This is a genomic window from Actinotalea alkalitolerans, from assembly GCF_023369855.1.
Lineage (GTDB): Bacteria > Actinomycetota > Actinomycetes > Actinomycetales > Cellulomonadaceae > Actinotalea.
Genome location: NZ_JAMBPP010000006.1, coordinates 195,961 through 216,344, shown reverse-complemented (window position 1 = coordinate 216,344; position 20,384 = coordinate 195,961). Strand labels below are relative to the sequence as shown.

Sequence of the window (20,384 nt, the reverse complement as noted above, 5' to 3'; positions counted from 1 at the left end):
CCCAAGTGCACCCGGGGACGGGGCTCTCTGGCCCGGGAACGACCTCGGGAGGCCACCGCCGAAGCGGCGACCTCCCGAGGTCGAAGTCAGAACAGTGCGCACCGCGCAGGGGGCAGGCGATGCGCACTGTCAGGGTCAAGTGTGCCCCCGGGACCGGCATCTGGTCAAACACTGAACGACGCCTGGGCGACCACTGGGAGGACACCGGACGGCCGCCGACCGAACAACGGGCCCGAACGAGATCCGTTGACCTGCGCATCTACTGCCGCGCAGGTCGCGCGAGGTGATCGCTCACACGACGGAAACCGCGGGAGATCATCGCCCGAACGGGTGAACGCCTCGCCGGCGTCCGCGCGCCGCCCGGCGCCGGGCGTCCGGCCGGCGGTCAGGCCCTGGGTCGGGCGGGGAGCCCACCGAGGTCGGAGCGCGGCGCACCACGGATGGGCAGCCCGGCCACGACGCGCTGCTCGTTCTCGCGGAACCGCGGCTCGAAGTGCGCGAAGAACACCGTCCCCACCAGGTCCCGCCGGGACCTGACACCCGTCTTGTCGAAGATGCTCTTGAGGTGCTGCTGCACGGTGTGCGGCGAGCAGAAGAGCTCGCGCGCGATGGCCGAGGTGGAGTCGCCGCGCAGGACCAGTCGGGTGACCTCCTTCTCGCGAGGGGTCAGGTGGTAGGCGGCCATCAGCAGCGGTGAGATCCGGTCGGGTGCGGCAGGCTCGACGATGACCGCGACCCGGCGGCTGCCGTCCTCGACCAGGCACGCCCCGTGCAGCACCACCCAGGCACCGTTCCTCGCGCGGACCCGGGACAGGACCGCGCCGCTCGGCCGCGTCGGGTCCTGCGCGGCCGCTCGCGCCTGCGCGGCGACCGCCAGGACCGCCGAGGGCAGACGGCCCGCGTCCATGTCGCCGTCCGGCAGCTCACGGAGCCAGCCGTCGACCCCGGGGGTGGTGGACCTCACCTGCCACGTCTCGTCCAGGATCACCAGGCCCGGGGCCTGGGGATGGTCCGGCTCGGCCGCCTCGCCGATGAGCAGGGCACGCCGCGCGCCCTCGGCCAGGTGCGGACCGGCAGCCCTCAGGAACCGCTTGTCCTCCTCGTCGAAGGCCGGCGCACCCGGCTCGCGGTACACACCGACCAGGCCCCAGTCCTCGCCGGTCGAGGTGCGCAGCCTCGCGAGCATCTCCTGGTCGCCACCCAGGGTCATGTTCAGGTGCCAGCGCCGGGTGGTGGACGGCACACCCCCGGTGACCTCGTGCAGGGTGGAGACCCCCGACGGGGACCCGATCACGTCGACGATGCGGTGCACCTCCTCGCCGTAGTACTCGTTGACCAGCCACTCGTCGGGCATCCGGTCCATCCCCTCGTGGACGTGACTCGTCACGAGCAGCGAGGCGGGATCGACGGTGAACCAGCACGGCGTCCAGTAGTGGGGCAGCACGTCGCCGAGCACCTCGGTGCAGCCCCGCCAGAGCTCAGCCAGGTGGGTCGGCTCGCCCACCATCCGGGCGAGCTTGTCGAGCGCCCTCTCGCGGGCATCCGTGGCCACCTCCCCCACGGTACGAGGCACGGACCGCGCAGGAAATACCAGGAATGTGGGATGCCCCGGACGGTGCGGGCTCCGTAGCGTCGTCGACGTCAGGAGGGGTACCGGCGCGATCGAGGAGGAGACCATGGAGCTCGCGGTGTTCGGTGCGACCGGGACGGTGGGCAGGGCTGTCGTGGCCCGGGCGCTCCTCGAGGGTCACCACGTCAAGGCCCTGGTGCGGCCCCGACCACGACCACGGCAGCACCTCCTGGACCCGTCGGTCGAGGTGGTGCCCGGCGACGCCAAGGACCCGGCCGCCGTGCTCACGACCCTCGAGGGGGCGGACGCCGTCCTGTCGAGCCTCGGCGGGTTCGACGACCCCGCCAGCATGGGTGCGGGGACGGTCAACGTCCTCGCGGGGATGAGCGCCCTCGGCATCCGCCGGCTGGTGGTCATGCAGGGGTTCCACCTGGACTTCCCCGGCGACCCCGACAACCTCGGCCGCCGGGTCATCCTTCCCCTGCTGTGGTTGGGCAACCGGCGCCTGCTCCCCGAGTCCCGTGCCATGGCCGACGCCGTACGGAGCAGCGACGTCGACTGGACGGTCGTGCGCGCGCCCCGGGTGGTCGAGGGACCCGTGACGTCGCAGCCACGCACCGGGCACCTGCGCCTCGGCCCGTGGAGCAGCGTGACCCGCGGCGACGTCGCCCGGCTCATGCTCACCTGCCTGACCGACCCCACGACGATCCGGACCGCGCCGATGATCGCGACCACCCGGCGCAGCAGGCAGCTCCAGAACACCGAGGTGTCCGCCCCCGCGAGCCGGAGGCGGCCATGACCACGCGCACCGCAGAGTCGCCCTCCTCCCGCGGGGCGACCCTGCGGCGCCTGGGACCCGCCGGTCTGCACCTGCCCGGCGACCCCGGATACGCAGCGCTCAGCACACCCTGGAACACCACGGTCGAGCAACGGCCCGCCGCGGTCGTCGACGCCACGTGCACCCACGACGTGGTCGCCGCCGTGCGGGCGGCCACCGCTGCCGGGCTGCGTGTCGCGCCCCAGGCCACAGGCCACAACGCAGGTCCCCTGGGATCGCTGGCCGACGTGCTGCTGCTGCGGACGGCGGGCATGACCGGTGTCAGCCTCTCCGAGGACGGCAGGTCGGCGACCGTGGGGGCCGGGACGCTGTGGCTCGACGTCGTGGACGCGGCATCCGGCGCACGGGTCTCGGTCCGCCACGGCTCGTCTCCCGACGTCGGCGTGGTGGGCTACTCCGTGGGCGGAGGTATCGGCTGGTACGCGCGACGGCACGGCCTGCAGTCGAGCCACCTCACGGCCGCCGAGATGGTCCTGGCCGACGGCTCGGTGGCGAGGGTGGACAGCAGGGAGCCTGAGCTGCTGTGGGCCCTGCGCGGGGGCGGGGGCAACCTGGGCGTGATCACCGAGCTGACCTTCGACACCCTTCCCTTCACGACGTGCGTCGCCGGGATGCTCGCCTGGGACGTCACCCATGCCGCCACGGTGATCCCCGCCTGGCTCGAGTGGACCCAGGACGCGCCCGAGCTCGCGAGCACCTCGCTCCAGCTGCTGCAGCTCCCCCCGTTCCCCGAGGTACCCGCTCCGCTGCGTGGCCGTCGCCTCGTCGCGGTGATCGGGGCCCTGCTGACCGACGACGACGCCGCCGCGGGCCTGCTCGCAGCGCTGCGCGCCCACTCCCCCGAGCTCGACACGTTCACGCGCACACCGACCCCGGCGCTGGTGCGCCTCAGCATGGACCCCGAGGGACCGACCCCCGTGGTGACCGGGAGCTCGCTGGTCACCACACCGACGCAGGAGGGCATCGACCGGTTGCTGGCCGTGGCCGGGCCCGACGCCGACTGCTCGCTCCCGGCCGTCGAGCTGGTCCACCTGGGCGGGGCGTTGGCCCGACCGGCCGACGGTGCCCTGAGCACCGTCCCGGGGGAGCTCGCCGTGCTGGCCGTCGGCATCGCGGCCGACGCGGAGACGGCTGCGCGGTGCCATCAGGACGTGGACCGCGTGACCGGGGCCCTCGCGCCCTGGGCGACGGGTGGGCAGTACCTCAACTTCGTCGGCGGTCACGTGGACGTGTCCAGCGCCTACACCCCCGAGGCGTGGGACCGGCTCCGCAGGATCCGCACGGCCCTGGACCCGACGGGGGTCCTCCGGGCCAACCACGAGGTGCCGACCCTGACCTGAGGGCTCGCCGCGACGGTCGGCGCGGCGAGCCCTCACGCGCTGACCGCCGCACCGCCTCCACCGGCGTGCGTCGCACCGCCGGGCGCCAGATGCAGGTCGTGCAGCCCGTAGCTCACGTAGGCCAGACCCAGCGGGTTGCCCAGGCCGAGCATCTCGACCCGGCCCGCTCGCATCGACTCGGCCAGAGGAGACCCCGCGGCGAACCGGCGCAGGAAGGCCTCACCGAAGCGTGCGGCGAGGTCGACGAACACGGTGACCTCGGTGCCCACCGCTGCGCTCGCCCCGTGGGCCAGGAACCGGTCGACGAGCCCGAGCACCCGTTCGGGGCTGACCCCGGCGGACTCGCACGCGTTGAGGAAGACCAGTGGGCGGGCCCGCAGCCGCAGCCCGGAGTCCTGCAGGACCCCCGCGTCGATCCCCCCGACGGTCCCCACCCGGAGGTAGGGGTGCTGGTCGACGTGCACGAGATGAGTCAGGAAGTAGGCGATGGTCGGCTGCTCCTCCCCCATCGCCGTGAGCACCTCCGCGGCGTTCGTGCCGAGCGGCCGGGCGATGTCGACCCACTGGCGCAGCGCCACCTCGTGCGGACCCCACGACGCCACGACGGCGGGATCGGTCGCCACGGCGGCCACCGTGCGCGGCGGCCGAGCGCTCGGGACCGTCGCGAGGTCGCTCGTCGAGCCCGAGGGGTTCGACAGGCCAAGGCTCACCTGGTGCCGGTACCCCCAGAAGCCCGCAGCGCATACGACGAGAGGCGCGTCCTCCTGGGGGCACTCTCCGTCGGCGCACGGGAGGGTCGCGGTGGGCTGCTCGAGCCAGGACCGGCTCGCCTCGCACAGGGTGAGGTCGTCGCGCCGGGTGGTGTCCAGCCGCCGGTCGTACAGCATCTGAAGGGGTACCACGTGGCTCGGGTTCTCCTTGACCGCGAGCTGGACGCTGCCCGGTCGTCGCATGCCCTCACGCAGCTGGTCGACGAAGTCCGGGTCGCGGTCCAGCGCCTGGGCGAAGGCCGACCACAGCAGCCGACCCGCGTAGGCCAGGTCGACGAGCTGGCGCGCCGCCACCTCGGGCGACGCGAACCGGCTGCCGCTCCACGCGTTGGCGTTGGGCGACCCCGGGGCGTACGGCCCGGGGCTGCCCCAGCTGACCTGGCCGAGGGCCCGCCGGGCCAGACCGGTCAGGGTGATGACGTCCTGCGCGTCGAGGCTCGCCTGGGCGGTCCGCAACGGCTCGGTGGCCCCGGCCAGGAGGAAGGAGAAGTCGTGGGTGCCCGGACCGTTGTTCGCGTAGACGGACAGGGTCGGCGCGCGCAGGGTCCGGTAGGCGGCGCTCGCACCCAGGTCCGTGACCACGCGGTAGGTCGTGCGTGCCCGGTTGCTGCGACGCGAGGGCCCGACGACCACCGTGAGCTGCTCGACGTGCAGCAGCACCCCGTGCGCCATCAGCGCGCACCGGATCCGCCACGTGCCGCGGTCAGGGGGCGTACGCAGCATGAAGTACAGCCGAGGCGGGTGGTCGCCCGCCCCCGGCGGAGGCTCCTCGGCCGGGCGGTCCACCTCGAACGGGCCGCCCGGCACCACCCGCAGCCGACCGGAGTGCGACTCCCCCAGGCCGAGGCCGGCGTCGGGCAGCAGCACCACGTCGATCGGCTCGCCGTCGGCGAGTGACGACGGGCGGACGGGCTCTCGTTCCCCGCCCAGCGCACCAGGGTCCTGTGGACCGACGCCGACCCACACCCAGTAGGTCGTGTCGCGCTCGAGCCGGTCGAGGGTGGGGGCCAGGGGCCCTTCGACCGGCGAGAAGCCGGCGTTGACGTAGGCCCGGGAGGGGCGTCGTCGCGCCGTCCTGGGTGCGCGGCGCGGTGTCCAGAGCAGCCCGTCCGCGCCGCCGATGCGTCGGTACGTCCTGCGGTCGGCCGGGAGGAGACCCACCGAGTCCAGGACGGACCCGTCGATGACCCCGATGCGCTCACCGACCGTGTCGGACCATCGCGGGGCGCGTACGGGGGGTGCGGCCGGGGGGCGCTCGTCGACGAACCGCAGCAGAGCGGTACGGGTCGTCGCGCTCAGGTCAGCCGGGTCGAGCCCGGCCGCGCGCCCCACCTCGAGCAGGTCGCGGGTCATCGCGCGATAGCGCTGCGCCCCCGCAGGCGTGCCCACGGGCGCGGTCGCCGCGGCCACGACGTCCAACCCGCGCCGCCACACCACGCGACGGACCGTGGGGTCGTAGTCGTCCAGGCGGACCAGCCGACGAGCAAGGCCGGGGAATCCGCGGCGGGGCGCCGCCGAACCGCTCGAGGACACGACTGCTGCCACCCGCCGGGCGAAGCGGACGGCGTCGGACGGCGCCTGCGTCCCGCCGCCGTCAGGCACCTCCACCTCGTCCAGACCGAGCCCCGACCACGCGGGTCCGAGCCGTTCGCGCACCGTCGCGAGCTCGGCCTCCCAGGCAAGGACCGTCGGCCCGACGCTGCGGCGGGCCCGGTCCAGGGCACGCACGGCAGCAGAGGCGAGGAGGCCGACGGCACGGTTCGAGATGTCCATTTCGTCCTGTTCCTCCCGCTCCCCTCCCGGTACGGTACCGGGAGGAGTGGTGCGAGGGACCAGGGCGACGGAGCCGAGGATGAACCTGACCGTGACGTACCGCCTGCCGGTGAGCCGGATCGTCGTCCGAGGACGGATCAGACGCAGCACGGACACGCTCTACCCGACCACGGACTCGAGGCACGGTGTCGCCGAGCTCACGGGCACGACCGTCTCGGTGGTGACCGAGGCCGATGACCGGGCACTGACGGTCACGCCCCCCACGAAGGGGTGGCTGAGCGCGTACCAGAGCTCCTTCACCACGACGAGCGACGGACGGCTCACGAGCGCGGCGTCGGAGTCCACGGGTGCGCTGGGCAGGGTCATCACGTCGGTGGTGACGGTCGCCGGCAGCCTCGTCGGCTGGGCTGCGCTGGGTTCGGACCAGGCCGACCTCGAGGACGCCACCCGGGCGCTGGGCGCCGCGACCCCGTTCGAGGCGACCAAGTTCGCCGAGGTCAAGAAGGAAGAGTACGACCGTGCGATCGATCTGCTTCGCAGGCGCCGCAGGATCCGCGAGCAGACGGACCAGGTGATCGACCAGGCGATCGGGCAGCCGGGGGCCTCGCGCGGCCGGCTCGCCGAGCTGACCGCGATGTCCAGGGACGTGACCGAGGAGCTCGGTCGGCTCCAGGCCGTCTACGCCGCCTGGCGCGCCTCGACACGGACGGTCACCGAGGAGCCCTTCGAGCTCCGGATCACCCCCTCGGCACTGCCCGCGACCAGCCACGCGTCCGGCACCTTCAGCCCCGGCCCTGCCGAGACGCCCGCGCCCACGACGCTCGGAGCCCTCGCCCGGGACTTCGGCATCGGGGTCCATGGCACGTGGGTGCGACCGGCGAGCGGCCGCACGACGACGACCGAGCCACCCTCGCCCAGGTCTGACCAGATCCTGGTCCGACGACCGGACGTGCTCGAGGTCACGGTCACGCAGCACAAGGACTCGCGGGTGCTGCTCCTGGCCCGGTCGCGGCACCTGGTGGTCGACGAGCACAGCACCCACGAGGCGTTCACCCTGACCCGGTCCCGGTGGGGACGACGCAGCCTCAGCCTGGCCTTCGACGGCGACGGCCTGCTGACCACCATCGGCACCGAGGGTGACGCCGTGCTGGCGACCGCAGCCGAGGCGCTCGCCGGCGTCCCCGCCGCCTTCGCCGGTGGCATCGAGGGCGCGACCTCGGTCGACGCGGCACTGCGGGCTGCCCGCTCGGCGGCCGCGGAGGCCGACCTGGCCACGCTCACCCGCGAGATCGACCTGCGCGAGAAGCGTCTGCTCTCGGCGGGGCTCGACGCGACCGAGGGTGACGCCGTCGGGCTCCAGCGTCTGCAGCAGCTCCAGCAGCTGCTCCAGGCCCAGAAGGAGATCCGGGCGATCGACCCGACCCTCGTCGAGGCGCTGCGGCCGAGCGCCGGCGGCGACCTCGACTGGTACACCCGCCCACCGGCCGGCGGACCGCCCGACCCCCAGGTCGTGCGACTGATCGTGGAGCAGGCAGGACCCTCGACGAACGGGACCCCTGCGGGACCGACCCCACCGGTGGCCCTCAACCAGCCCTGACCTCGGTGACGCGCGCCCTTGTCAGGGTCGAGCCGTGCGCGTAACGTACAATCACATGGTTGTAGATTGGATCGGCCAGGACGAGGCGGACCAGATCTTCGCGGCACTGGCCGACGCGACCCGCCGAGACATCCTCACGCGGGTGCTGCGGCAGGAGGCCTCGGTCTCGAGGCTCGCGGAGCGCTACCCGATGAGCTTCGCCGCGGTGCAGAAGCACGTGGCGGTGCTCGAGCGCGCCACCCTGGTCACCAAGGAGCGTCGCGGTCGCGAGCAGATCGTCCGCGGCGACGTCGGCACCATCCAGGCGGCCGCACGGCTGCTCGACGAGTACGAGGAGATCTGGCGCGGACGCATCGGCCGCATCGAGGACCTCCTCGCCGAACCCCTCCCAGGAGATGTGTCATGAGTGTTGTCAGCACCCACCAGGACGTCGAGGCCCTCACCTTCAGCATCGTGTCCGAGCTCGCCGCGCCACCCGCCCGCGTCTGGCAGGTCTGGGCAGACGTACGCCAGCTCGAACGCTGGTGGGGCCCGCCGACCTGGCCGGCCACCTTCGTCACGCACGACCTGACGGTCGGCTCACGCACGCACTACTTCATGACCGGCCCCGACGGCGAGCGGGCGCACGGCTGGTGGCACATCCTCTCGGTCGAGGAACCCGTCGCGGTGGAGTTCGAGGACGGCTTCGCCGACGAGACCGGCGCGCCCGACGAGTCGATGCCGACCACCCGGGCCCGGGTGGAGCTCACGGCCATCCCCCAGGGCACCCGGATGTCACTGACCACCCGGTTCGCCGACGCGCAGCAGATGGCCCAGCTGGTCGAGATGGGCATGGTCGAGGGCATCACCGGCGCCATGTCCCAGATCGACGCCCTCGTCACCCAGGACGCACACACCCCCGCCTGAACCCACTCGCCGCTCGCTCGCTCGCGCACAGCCTCGAGATCGGGCTTTCCGTCGCTATCCGCGGCGGGAAAGCAGCGGAAAGCCCGATCTCGAGGGGAGGGGCTGGGGCTGGGGCTGGGGCTGGGGCTGGGGCTGGGGCTGGGGCTGGGGCTGGGGCTGTCAATGAGGGTTGACGAGTGGGGCGGGGAGTCAATTAGGGTTGACGGATGGATGTCGATCAGCTGAGCCTCCTGGCGGCACGGGCCGCGGTGCCGGACCCATTGCTGGCCCTGGATGCGGTGGGCCGGCTCCGTGCCGAGGTCGAACGGACCGAGGCCGTGCTCGTGCGTCGGGCGCGCACCAGCGGGGCGACCTGGCTGCAGATCGCCACCGCCCTGGGGGTCTCCAAGCAGGCCGTCCACAAGAAGCACGGCGGCCGTCGCCTGTTCGGCACGCAGCCGTGAGCCCGACCACGCACGGCGACCAGCAGCTCGCCACCAGGCTCGGCGAGCTGCTGGGACCGCGTCGTCCCGTCGCCGCCGCCGCCGTCGTGACGTCCCGGGGCGTGAGGGTCGCGGGTCGCGGCGCCGGGCTCGACGCGGACCTGGAGATCGGCTCGATCTCCAAGGGTTTCACCGGCCTGCTCTACGCCGATGCGATCGCCCGCGGCGAGGTGGACCCCGGCTCGACGTTGGGCGAGCTGCTCCCGCTGGGCGACGTCCCCGCGGCGGCCGTACGGCTCGACGCTCTCAGCACCCACCGCTCGGGCCTGCCCCGGCTGCCCCGCTCCGCGCAACCCCTGCGCCGCAGCATCGCCCTGTGGTGGCAAGGGACCAACCCCTACGGAGAGGACCTGCCAGGGCTGCTCGACCAGGTGCGAGACGTCAGGCTGGGCAGGCCGACGGCGGTCTACTCCAACCTCGGGTTCGAGCTGCTCGGCCACGCCCTCGCCAGCGCGGCTCACCTGCCCTACGCCGACATGGTGCGCGAGCGCATCACCACCCCGCTGGGCATGGACCACACGTACGTGCCGACCAGGCCGGAGGAGCTACAGGAGGGTGCGCTGGCCGGGACGAGCAGGTCGGGTCGGCCCCGCGAGCCGTGGACCGGTGAGGCCATCGGACCCGCGGGCGGGATCCGCTCCTCGATCACCGACATGGCCCGTCTCACCGCGGCGCTGCTCGACGGATCATGCCCCGGCACGGCGGCGCTCGAGCCGGTCGCACCGCTGGGCAGGGGTGCCCGGATCGGCGCCGCCTGGATCACCATCGAGGTCAAGGGTCGGTCGGTCGTCTGGCACAACGGGGGCACCGGGGGCTTCCGGTCCTGGATCGGCCTGGACCGGGAGGCGAGCACCGGGGTGGTCATCCTGTCCGCGACCTCCGCCTCGGTCGACCGGCACGGTTTCGCCCTGCTCGCCGAGCACGCCGTCAACCACGACGCCTGACCCGCACGCACCCAGACCCGACGAGGTCGGGATTTCCGTCGCTTTCCGCTGTCGGAAAGCAACGGAAAGGCCCATCTCGGGTGTGCGGGGCTCGGCTGTGCGGGCGGGGTGCGGGGCTCGGCTGTGCGGGCCTGGTGCGGGGCTGGGCTGTGCGGGCGGGGCTGTGCGGGCGGGGGTGGGGTGGTGCGCGGGCTCGGTGGGGGGGGTCAGCCGGTGATGTAGGCGGTGAGCTGGTCGCGCTCGGTCTGGACCTCGGCCAGGCGGTGCTTGACCACGTCACCGATGCTCACGAGCCCCGCGAGCCGGCCGTCCACGAGGACGGGGACGTGCCGCACCCGGTGCTCGGTCATGACCTCCATGAGGTGGTCGACGGTGTCCTGAGGACCGCAGGTCTGCACATCAGCGGTCATGATCTGCCCGACCGTCGCGTCCAGGGCCCGGTCGCCGTCCTCGTGCAGCCGCCGGACGACGTCCCGCTCGCTGACCATGCCGTCGACGTGCTGGCCGTCGTCCGACACCACGAGCGCACCGATGCGGTGCTCCGCGAGCAGGCTGAGCAGCTCTCTCACCCCCACCTGCGGCGAGATGGTGACGACCTCGTCGCCCTTGCGTCTCAGCACCTCGGTGATCCTCATGATCGGTGGCCTCCGTCGCACGCCCGGGTCGGTGCCGCGTCGTCGCGGCCCCACCGATGACGCTACGTGATGCGGCAGGCCGGGGGTAGGCCCGGGTCACGCCGTCGGCATCCAGAGTCGAGCACCTGCTCTCGTGCGGCAGAGGACGGATCGCGGCACCACGCCTCTTCGCGTTGATCGCGGAGACCCCTCGGTCGGGGTCGAGCAGCTCGCCGGCCGGGTGGTCACCCGTGCCTCGACCGGATCCCTCGACTGGCCCACGCGCCGCTGACCGCGGACGAGCGGGGAGCGACCCACGGTCTCCCGTGGCGCTCCCCGCTCGTCCACGGCGATGCCCTAGCTGCCCGCGTTGAACTCCTCGATGCCCAGCAGCGGCCGGATGACGCGCTTGACGTCACCACGGACCACGTAGGACTTCACGCGGTCGTTCTTGAGCTCGTTCCCCAGCGCGGCCATGATCATCCCCTGGTCGAGGGAGAGGTACCGCTCGGCGACCGTCCCGCTGCCGACCGCGACCGCGTCGTAGAAGCCACCGGGGCCGTACGCGTCGAAGTCGTCACGGATGTTCGCGAGGTTGGTCAGCGCCGCGCCCTTGTCGTACGGCAGCGCGAGGAAGGACGCGTGCGGCGTCACCACGCCGTCGCCGTACCCCTCGGGCTCGCTGGCCTCGCGGAAGCACTCCGGGTCGTCCCAGCCGGACTCCACGACGGTGCGCTCCTGGTCGGAGGAGTACCCGTTGGGCTCCATGCCGATCGGGTCGACACCGTACTCGCGGTAGCCACCGGCCGGGTCGCTCGACGGCGAGAAGCCCCAGTACCCGTAGCCGGCCTCGTCCATGCCGTGCTCGATGTGGGCCCGGACGGTCAGCGGGTGGTTGACACCCCAGCTGCGCGGACCCCAGTCGGACTCGGGGATGAACAGGTCGACCATGAGCGCCTCGAACATCGAGCCGCCCCAGGTCGGCACGATCTGCATGTCGCGGTAGCGGTAGGCCCCCTGGAAGACGTCGACACCCAGGTGCTGCTCCCACTCGCCGACCGGCTTCTGCTCGGGCCAGCTCCAGTCGCAGGTGTCGGGGAAGGTGCGGAACATGTGGAAGTAGTGCTCGGGCGGGATCTGGCCCCACGCGATGCCCAGGTAGCTCGCGATGCGCGGCTCGGTGTTGAGCGTGCCGTAGTGGTGGCCGGTGTACCAGACGTCGGGACCCCGGTCACGGTAGTTGTCGAGCACCGCGGCGGGGTCGGCCGGCGGCTCGTCCCAGAACCCGCCGCGGATCTGACCGACCGGCGGGTCGTAGTAGAAGCCGAAGTCCATGGTCGAGCGGATCGCCTCGGCCTGCGCCGCGAGGCGCGGCTCGGCGTTCTTGACCAGGACGAGCGCGGTGGCCAGCCACCCGTTGTCGACGCTCGACAGGAAGGGGTACACCTGGTTGCCGTCGTCCGGCCAGACGTAGAGCTTCTCCCCGGTGGCCTCGTCGTACCAGTTGTAGAACATGCCCGAGTCCTCGTGGCGCTCGAGCTCGGCGACGCTCGCGAGGGTCTGGGCCATCCGCTGCTTGGCCTCGCCCCGCTTGATGATCCCCAGGTCACGGGCGACCACGGTGCTCCAGAGGTAGGCGCCGATGTTGGTCGGCGACGTGTAGCCGCTCCGCGAGCCCGGGTCGAGGTCGCCGTCGATGTTGTCGGCCGGCAGGCCCGTGTCCGGGTGGGCCATCGCCTCGAACGAGGCCCAGGTGTCCTCGGCGTACTCGGTCAGGACGGCGCGGTCGCCGCGCTTGCCCCCGTCATGGGGCCCTCGGTCCTGGTGCTTGCCGCCGCGGTCCTGGTGCGGTCCGGAGACCGCGGGGGCCGCCGTGGTCACCAGACCTGTTGTGGCCAGTGCTGCGACCGCGATCGCGGCCGTGCGTCTGCGCATCCCACTCATCTGTCTCGAGTCCTTTCGTCGAACGTCATCGGTCGATGGGGTCGAGCCGGGCGCCACCTCCCTCCCCGGTGGTGCCGGTGCGTGCAGGCGAGGAGACGACGTCGAGCCGTGCCGTCACCCCGGCCCCCGCGTACGGGGCGATCCGGAGGGTGAACGGGCCCGGCTCACGACGTTCTCGGCCGAGGGCGTCCCGATGGGAGAGCACGTGCTGGTCGATCTCGAACCCGACCTCCTGCTGCTCGCCCGGGGCGAGCACCACCCGGCGCACCCCGACCAGCTCGCTGACCGGCCGGGAGATGGTCGAGACGTGCGCCCGCGCGTAGAGCTGGACGGTCTCCACGACGGGGCGGGTCCCCACGTTGGTCACCCGCACGCTGGCCCGGACCACCTCACCCGGACCGAGCACGGTCGCCGAGAGCACGAGGTCGGTGTACGTCACCGGCGAGTAGCCCAGACCGAAGCCGAACGGGTACTGCGCGGTGTCGCGGTGGTCGCGATAGCGGCCCTCGGGACCGTCGGGGTGCAGCGGCCTGCCGGTCGGCAGGTGGTCGTGGTGCAGCGGGACCTGACCGGTGGTCCAGGGCAGCGAGGAGGGCAGTCGACCGCTCGCCGGGGCGTCACCGCTGAGCACGTCGACCACACCGTGGCCACCCTCGACGCCGGGGTGGAAGACCAGCACGAGCGCCGAGCCGAGGTGCGCGAGCCGCTCGAGGGCGAGCGGTCGCCCGGTCAGCACCACCACAACCAGCCGGCGGCTCACCCGGGCCAGGGCCTCGAGGTGCTCGACCTGCCCGGGCGGGAGGTCGAGGGAGGCCACCGAGTTGGCCTCGCCGCTGCGCAGGGGGTGCTCCCCCACGCAGGCGATCACCACGTCGGCCTCCCGCGCCCGCAGGTGGGACTCGTCGGGGAACCGGCCGTCGTCGACCGTCACGCGGGTGGGCCTGTCCTGGTGCGCCGTCCCCTCGAAGCGCTCGGAGACGGCGGCAGCGATGCTCACGACGTCCTCGGCGCGACCGTCGAGGGTCCAGGTCCCGAAGAGCTCGCCGGTGGCGGTCGCGAACGGCCCGGTGACGTGCACGTGGCGGGGCGGTGCCTCGAGAGGCAGGACGCCGTCGTTGCGCAGCACCACGACCGCCGAGGCCGCCGCGCGCCGGGCCAGCCCGCGGTGCTCGGGGGTGAGGTGGACGGCGGCTGCCCGGGACGGGTCGGTGTACGGGTCCTCGAAGAGGCCGAGCCGCAGCTTGAGGGTCAGCACGCGCAGCACCGCCTCGTCCACGAGGGCCTCGTCGACCACGCCGTCGCCGACCAGCCTCGCCAGGTGCCCGCTGTAGGCACCGGTGACCATGTCGATGTCGACTCCCGCACGCAGGGCGAGCACGGCCGCACCTCCGTCGTCAGCAGCCATCCCGTGGTGCCGCAGCTCTCCCACGGCCCCCCAGTCGCTGACGACCGGTCCGGTGAAGCCGAGGTCGTCGCGCAGGTGCTCGCGCAGCAGCGCGACGTGCGCCGTGACCGGTACCGCGTCCAGGGTGTGGAAGGCGCTCATGACCGTGGCCACCCCCGCGTCGATGACCGCCCGGAACGGGCGCAGGTGCCGGTTGTGCAGGGTGATCGGGCCGATGTCGACCTCGGCGTAGTCGCGCCCGCCCTGGACCAGGCCGTAGCCCACGTAGTGCTTGGCGCACGCGGCCATCGCCTCGGGGGCGGCGAGGTCGCCGCCGTCCGGGCCGCCCTGGAACCCCTCGACCGCGGCCACGCCCAGGTGCGAGGCGAGCCAGACGTCCTCGCCCCACCCCTCGGCGACCCGTCCCCACCGAGGGTCCTGCGCGACGTCGAGCATGGGGGCGAAGGTCCACCGCACCCCGTCGGCCGTGGCCTCACGCGCGGCGACCCGTGCGCAGTCACGCACCAGCTCGGCGTCGAAGGACGCCGCCTGCCCGAGCGGCACGGGGAACACGGTGCGGTGCCCGTGGATGACGTCCCGGGCGATGATCAGCGGGATGCCCAGCCGCGAGGTCTGGACCGCCGCACGCTGCAGGTCGTTGACCGCCGTGGCCTGGGTCCCGGTGTCGCGGACGTTCCCGGCGTGCTGCCCGCTCGCGACGATGCAGGTGCCGAAGGTCCCCGCCGCGAGCGCCGCGGCGTCCCGCTCCGGGTCGGGGTTGGCGACCTGGTGGAGCTGGCCGACCTTCTCCTGGAGGGTCATCGCCGCGAGCAGCGCAGCGGCCCGCCGGGCGACCGGGAGGTCGGGGTCGGACCACGGACGTACCCGCGATGTCACGTCGTGGGCCGTCACGGCAGGTGCACCTCGAGCTCGGGCGCGTCCCCGCGCAGCGTGGCCGCGAGATCGGCCAGGTCCAGGACCGTCCCGCCCGCGCGGTACGGGTTGGCCGTGCGCGGACCGGTGAGCACCCGGTCGCCGAGCCGCAGCGAGGTCACCCCGCTGCCACCAGGACCCACCCGGTAGCGCAGCCGCAGGTGACCGCCGGCCAACGGGACGCTCGCCGTCAGCCCGTCCAGGGCGCGGGGCAGCACCGGGTCGATCTCGACCTGACCTCCACGCCGGCGCACGCCGAGCAGGGACTGGGTGAGGATCCGCACGAGCACCCCAGGGCCCGAGGAGTAGACCCGCCACCCACCCTCGAGACCGGTCGCCCCGGTCAGGACCTCGGCGTACCGCGCGCTGAAGTCGTCCCGGTCGAGCACCGCGGCGTCCGAGCTCGAGGCGTAGGTGTTCGCCTGCCGGCGCCTCGCGCCGGGCACCACGTCGAGCACCCCGGGGGCGAGGACCTGCCGGACGCCGAGCCACAGCGCCTCGGGGTCGCCCCAGCGGGCCATCGCCTCGCACCACCGCAGGTGGGCGTGCACGTACATCAGCCCGATCTCGCGCCCGACGAAGGTCGCGGTCTCGGCCCGCTGGAAGTGGCGGGTCTCCCCGCCGTGGTAGCCGGGAGGCCGGTCGAAGAGCCGTACGCCATCCACGCCCATGAGGTGCTCGCGCACCAGGGCCACGTGGTGACGGGCCTGCTCGGGGCTGAGCAGGTCGTCGCCCAGCGCGTGCACGATCTGCAGCGCACCGTGCCGCAGTCCGGTCGCCGAGTCACGGGGGTGCACGAGGTGCCGGAGCACGGGCACGTGCGCGCCCTCGGGCTCCCCGAGCTGGACGTAGCCCGCGAGCTCGCCGTCGACCAGGAGGTGGCGGTGCAGGTCCCCGGCGATCGCCTCGGCCTCGGTACGCAACGCCTCGACGTGCAGAGTGGCCGGTGCGCCGGCCGGGCGTCCCGCGGCGGTCAGACCCTCGGCGAGGGTGCGCAGGGACTGGTGGTGGAGGGTGACGGTCCACGCGCTGGCCATGGTCCGCGCCATGGCGGGGTCGGCGGGCTGCAGGGAGTCGTTCCAGTCACCGTGCCCGTAGGCGACCAGGTGCGTCCCGGGGAGCATCCCCGCCCGGGCGCAGGCCAGCGCACGGTCGACGTGGTCGGCGAGCGTGGTCGCGCCACCGGCGGTCGGCTCGCCGCTGGCGGCGGGCGTGTACCAGGGCACCTGCTCGTCCAGGACCGTGCCGTCGGCCGAGGCGAGCAGGTAGCGCCCGAGGGCCAGGACGGGCCAGTGCACGACGTCGCCGTGCGGCGGCTCGTGGCGGAAGTGCTCGTCGCCGGGCAGGAAGCCGAAGGCCTGGGGCCACGAGCCGTCGAGGTTCTGCGCCGCGAAGACCGAGAGCAGCAGCCGTCGGGCGTCCTCGAGCCGGTCGAGGGCGAGCAGCAGCTCGAGCGGCCCCTGGGTGACGTCTCGGGTGCCCCACGCGCCGCCGGTGTACTGCTCGAGGCCGCGCGGCGCGAGGTGGTGGACGAAGGCGTCGCGGACCAGCCACGGAAGGCTCACCGCGAGCGTGTCGACCCCTTCGCCGTCGCCCGCGACCCGGATCGAGGTGACCTCGCGCCACCACTGCGAGTCCATGTCGCCGTCAGGCGCTGCGCCCAGGCTCAGGCGGAGGCCGAGGGCCTGGACCGGTGGGGTCAGGAGGGTGACCACCGCGTCGGTCCGGTGCACGCCGTCGTCGAAGAGCGGGCTGTCGTCACCGACCTCGACGGGGGCCGTGGCCCGCACCTCCAGGGCCTGCTCGAGGTCGCCCGGGCCACGCACGTGCACCACGACCCCCTCGGTGGTCGGCGAGGTGCGCACCGCGTCCGCCGCCGCGGGGAGCGGGTCCTGCTCAGTGGCCAGGTGGAGGGCCACCAGCACCCTGCGAGGCGGCCCGACGACGTCCACCTGCAGCTCGGCGTGGTGCCCACCCGCCGGCAGCACCGTCCTCATCTCGACGGTGCCTCCCACGTCACCACCGCTCGGGGCGACCACGTGGACCCAGCGGGCGGAGTCCGGGGTCATCGCGAAGGCCGAGGGCAGGTCGAGCAGCCGCCAGCGCCCGTCGACCTCGACCAGGACCCGCAGCCCGTAGGCGCGGTGCATCCCGAGGTAGCCACGCACCGTGGTCAGCACCCGACCGGTGGTGGCGTGACCGCGGGTCAGGTACGACAACGGTGACCCGGCCATCCATGCGGTGACCGTCAGGCTGTGGGCGTCGGGCGCAGCGCGGTCCCCCGTGCGCAGCAGGGTGCCGTGCGGCCGGAGCACGTCGAGCTCCTTGGCCTGGGTCACCACGTGCTCGTCCCCGGCGAAGAAGGACAGCAGCTCGCCGCCCTCGTCGCGCTCGACCACCTGCCACGGCTCGGGCCAGCGGTCGCGCAGCTCGTCCGGGCCGAGCGGACCGGATCGCAGCTCACGGCCCTGGTCGTACGGGCCGCTGGGGGCGGGGGCCGCGGAGCGCGCCGCAGGGTCGCCCCCGTCACGGCTCGCGGAGCGCGTCTCACGGGCGAGGGCGAGGGCCCGCTCGACCAGCGCGACGTCGTCGGGCGAGGTCGCACCGGGGTGGTCCTCGAGGAGCAGCCCGGCGAACGTGACGTCCAGCAGGTCGCCCCGCGCGAGCGTCGCGGTGCGGGTCTGGAGGGTGGCCAGGGTGTGCTCGTGCTGCCACCGGCGACCGGGCAGGTCACCGACCGGACCGGTCCCACGGCCTGAACGGCCGGTCCGGCCGTGCACGTCGAGCGCGTCGGTGGCCCACGAGGTCACCGCGGGGTCGGCCGCCAGCACGCACCAGGGGTGCGTGCCGGCCTGCGGGAGGTTCTGCCGCACGGCGAGCGCCGTCCCCGTGGGACCGTCCAGCGGGGACACGTCGAGGTACTGGCTGATGTAGAGCTCGTTGGCGTGCAGGGCACCGGGTGCTGCCAGGGCGACGTCGTGCGCGTGCACCACGTCGATCTCGCGGGGGCCCGGGCCGTCGTTCGACACCTCGACGTGCCAGGCCCACGCGAGCTGCTCGGGGTGCAGCGCGAGGGTCGCCCGCCAGCGCAGGCCGCCGCCATCGACCCCCTGCTCCCCGCCGGTGACGGTGAGCTCGCCGTCTCCCGCCGTGGCCAGGGAGCCCGACCCCGCACCGAGCAGCGGGTGGCACGTCCCGGCGGCTCGGTCGCGGACCCACAGCTGGAGCAGCCCCGGCTCGAGGGCCGACGCGGCGTGCTGCACCAGCTCGATCGACCCGGTCCCGAGCGAGGCCAGCCCGCCGCCGTCGACCACGACCGCGCGCAGCCCCGAGCCCGAGCCGACCTGCTGCGCCGTCACTTGATGCCCGTCATCGCGACGCCCTGCACGAAGTACCGCTGGAGGATCAGGAAGACGACCAGCACGGGCACGACGACCACCACGGCGCCGGCGAGCAGCAGCCCGTAGTCGGTCTGGTTCTGGCCGGTGGAGTACAGGGCCAGGGCCACCGGGAGGGTGTACTTGTCCTCGGTGGTCGCCACGACCAGCGGCCACAGGAAGTTGTTCCACGACCCCAGGAAGGTCAGGATCGCGAGCGTCGCGAGGGCAGGCTTGGCCAGCGGCATGACGATCTGCAGGAAGATCCGCAGCTCGCTCGCCCCGTCCACGCGCGCCGCGTCGATCAGCTCGTCGGGGATGCCGAGGAAGAACTGCCGCATGAGGAACACGCCGAACGGTGCAGCCAGGAACGGCAGGATCAGCCCCATGTAGGTGTTGACCAGGCCCATGTTCGCGACCATCACGAACAGCGGGACCAGGGTGACCATCCCGGGGATCATCAGCGTGCCGAGCACGAGCCGGAACAGCAGCTTCTTGCCGGCGAACTCCGACTTGGCCAGGACGTAGCCGAGCATCGAGCAGAACACCAGGTTCCCCAGGGTCACCGCGGTGGCCACGATGGTCGAGTTGGCGAAGAACTGCGGGAAGTCCAGCCGCTCGAACAGCGCGGTGAAGTTGTCCAGGGTCGGCGCCTCCGGCCACCAGGTCGGCGGGACCTGGCGGATCTCTCCGGCGCTCTTGACCGAGCTGAGCGCCATCCACGCGAACGGGCTCATCACCACGATCAGGCCCACGCCGAGGATCAGGTAGGCGAAGGGGTTGGGCCGGGCCTCGCCGATCGGCCGCTCCTTGGTGCGGTGCTGCACGGGGGCGTCGGTCGTCGGCTCGGTGGGTGGCGGCTGGGTGCGTCCGGTCGTGGTGCTCATCGTCCGATCTCCTGCCTGGCGACGGCGGTCGGTGCGGGGCGACGACGCCACAGGCGTCGGCGTCGCGGGGTGTCGCGCTCCCCGAGGAACCGGAACTGGATGACGGTCAGGATGACGACCGCGAGGAACAGCACGTAGCTCATCGCGGCGGCGTAGCCGTAGTTCCCGAACCCGAACTGGTTGTACGTCTGGTAGGCGACGGACAGGGTGCTGTTGAGGGGACCGCCCTGGGTCATGACGAAGGGCTCCTCGAAGAACTGCACGTAGCCGATCCCGGTGATCACCGCGCCGAACAGCAGCGTCGGGCGCATCGTGGGCAGGGTGATGTTCCGGAACCGCTGCCAGGCGTTGGCGCCGTCGAGGGCTGCGGCCTCGTGCAGCGAGGTGGGCACCCCCTGCAGGCCGGCCAGGAAGATGATGATGAGGGTCCCGATCGACCGCCAGGTGGCCATCGCGATCATCGAGGGCATGGCCCAGGTGGTGCTCGCGAGCCAGTGCGGCCCGTCGATGCCGACCCAGCCGAGCACCTCGTTGATCAGCCCGGCGTCGGGGTGGAGCAGGAACCGCCACACCACGGCCACCGCGACGATGCTGGTGACCACGGGCATGTAGTAGCCCACCCGGAACAGGGTCTTGAACCGGGTGATGCCCGCGTTGAGGATCACCGCGATGCCCAGCGAGAGCCCCAGGGTCAACGGCACGCCGACCAGGACGAAGTAGGCGGTGTTGCCGGCGGCCTTGAGGAACAGCGGGTCCTGCAGCACGGTCACGAAGTTGTCCAGGCCGACGAACTCGACCGCGAAGGGGTTGCGCAGGTCCCGGCTCCTGATGTCGGTGACGGCCATCCCCAGCGACATCAGCACCGGCCCGGCGGTGAACGTGACGAAGAGCAGCACGAACGGGAGCGCGAAGCCCCAGGCCGCACGGGTGCGGCGGCGGTAGAGCGGGGGGTGCTTGCGCAGCGTCTGGGAGCCGGTCCGGCCCGACGCCTGCGCGCCGGACCGGACCACGGTCGGGGTGGACAT

Annotated in this window: 15 protein-coding genes; 7 read left to right on the top strand and 8 right to left on the bottom strand. The window is 73.1% G+C overall.

Annotated elements, in window-relative coordinates; translation table 11 throughout:
• Positions 1-385: 385 nt before the first annotated feature.
• A complete protein-coding gene (locus M1R94_RS20720; RefSeq protein WP_249381460.1) occupies positions 386-1,552 on the bottom strand; it encodes a helix-turn-helix transcriptional regulator in 1,167 nt (388 codons plus the stop codon).
• 124 nt (positions 1,553-1,676) lie between these two features.
• On the opposite strand from M1R94_RS20720, the gene M1R94_RS09535 reads away from it, so the two are divergent.
• Both M1R94_RS09535 and M1R94_RS09530 read left to right on the top strand, forming a co-directional pair.
• Positions 1,677-2,369, top strand: a complete 693-nt coding sequence (locus M1R94_RS09535) for an NAD(P)-dependent oxidoreductase (protein WP_249381459.1) — start codon at positions 1,677-1,679, stop codon at positions 2,367-2,369.
• Positions 2,366-3,748 carry an FAD-binding oxidoreductase gene (locus M1R94_RS09530; protein WP_249381458.1) on the top strand — a complete coding sequence of 461 codons (1,383 nt, stop codon included), beginning with the start codon at positions 2,366-2,368 and terminating at the stop codon, positions 3,746-3,748. The genes M1R94_RS09535 and M1R94_RS09530 overlap by 4 nt, the downstream gene beginning before the upstream one ends.
• Before the next feature lie 32 nt (positions 3,749-3,780).
• Here the strand turns inward: M1R94_RS09530 and M1R94_RS09525 are convergent, their stop codons facing one another.
• Positions 3,781-6,291, bottom strand: a complete 2,511-nt coding sequence (locus M1R94_RS09525) for a CHAT domain-containing protein (RefSeq protein ID WP_249381457.1) — start codon at positions 6,289-6,291, stop codon at positions 3,781-3,783.
• Between the two features lie 79 nt (positions 6,292-6,370).
• Here M1R94_RS09525 and M1R94_RS09520 point away from each other — a divergent pair, with 79 nt between their 5' ends.
• The 5 genes from M1R94_RS09520 to M1R94_RS09500 all read left to right on the top strand — a co-directional run bounded on the left by M1R94_RS09520 (position 6,371) and on the right by M1R94_RS09500 (position 10,220).
• Entirely contained in the window at positions 6,371-7,888 is a 1,518-nt protein-coding gene (locus M1R94_RS09520) for a hypothetical protein (protein WP_249381456.1), read from the top strand.
• Between the two features lie 55 nt (positions 7,889-7,943).
• Positions 7,944-8,294 carry an ArsR/SmtB family transcription factor gene (locus tag M1R94_RS09515; RefSeq protein WP_249381455.1) on the top strand — a complete coding sequence of 117 codons (351 nt, stop codon included), beginning with the start codon at positions 7,944-7,946 and terminating at the stop codon, positions 8,292-8,294.
• Positions 8,291-8,794, top strand: coding sequence for an SRPBCC family protein (locus M1R94_RS09510; protein WP_249381454.1), 504 nt, complete (start codon positions 8,291-8,293; stop codon positions 8,792-8,794). The genes M1R94_RS09515 and M1R94_RS09510 overlap by 4 nt, the downstream gene beginning before the upstream one ends.
• A 206-nt stretch (positions 8,795-9,000) precedes the next feature.
• Positions 9,001-9,237, top strand: a complete 237-nt coding sequence (locus M1R94_RS09505) for a hypothetical protein (protein ID WP_249381453.1) — start codon at positions 9,001-9,003, stop codon at positions 9,235-9,237.
• Positions 9,234-10,220, top strand: coding sequence for a serine hydrolase domain-containing protein (locus tag M1R94_RS09500; RefSeq protein ID WP_249381452.1), 987 nt, complete (start codon positions 9,234-9,236; stop codon positions 10,218-10,220). Before M1R94_RS09505 ends, M1R94_RS09500 begins: the two co-directional genes overlap by 4 nt.
• Positions 10,221-10,426: 206 nt before the next feature.
• On the opposite strand, the gene M1R94_RS09495 is transcribed toward M1R94_RS09500, so the two are convergent.
• The 6 genes from M1R94_RS09495 to M1R94_RS09470 form a co-directional block, all read right to left on the bottom strand.
• Positions 10,427-10,855: a CBS domain-containing protein gene (locus M1R94_RS09495; protein WP_249381451.1), complete on the bottom strand. Its 429-nt coding sequence runs from the start codon at positions 10,853-10,855 to the stop codon at positions 10,427-10,429.
• Between the two features lie 336 nt (positions 10,856-11,191).
• On the bottom strand, positions 11,192-12,769 hold the full coding sequence (locus tag M1R94_RS09490) for a glucoamylase family protein (RefSeq protein WP_249381450.1): 1,578 nt from the start codon (positions 12,767-12,769) through the stop codon (positions 11,192-11,194).
• A 34-nt stretch (positions 12,770-12,803) separates the two neighbouring features.
• Positions 12,804-15,074 (bottom strand): glycoside hydrolase family 3 N-terminal domain-containing protein, encoded by a 2,271-nt coding sequence (locus M1R94_RS09485; RefSeq protein WP_249381449.1) that lies wholly within the window; start codon positions 15,072-15,074, stop codon positions 12,804-12,806.
• Positions 15,071-18,454 carry a cellobiose phosphorylase gene (locus M1R94_RS09480; RefSeq protein ID WP_249381448.1) on the bottom strand — a complete coding sequence of 1,128 codons (3,384 nt, stop codon included), beginning with the start codon at positions 18,452-18,454 and terminating at the stop codon, positions 15,071-15,073. The genes M1R94_RS09485 and M1R94_RS09480 overlap by 4 nt, the downstream gene beginning before the upstream one ends.
• Positions 18,451-19,359, bottom strand: coding sequence for a carbohydrate ABC transporter permease (locus M1R94_RS09475; protein WP_249381447.1), 909 nt, complete (start codon positions 19,357-19,359; stop codon positions 18,451-18,453). The genes M1R94_RS09480 and M1R94_RS09475 overlap by 4 nt, the downstream gene beginning before the upstream one ends.
• Positions 19,356-20,384, bottom strand: coding sequence for a carbohydrate ABC transporter permease (locus tag M1R94_RS09470; protein WP_249381446.1), 1,029 nt, complete (start codon positions 20,382-20,384; stop codon positions 19,356-19,358). The genes M1R94_RS09475 and M1R94_RS09470 overlap by 4 nt, the downstream gene beginning before the upstream one ends.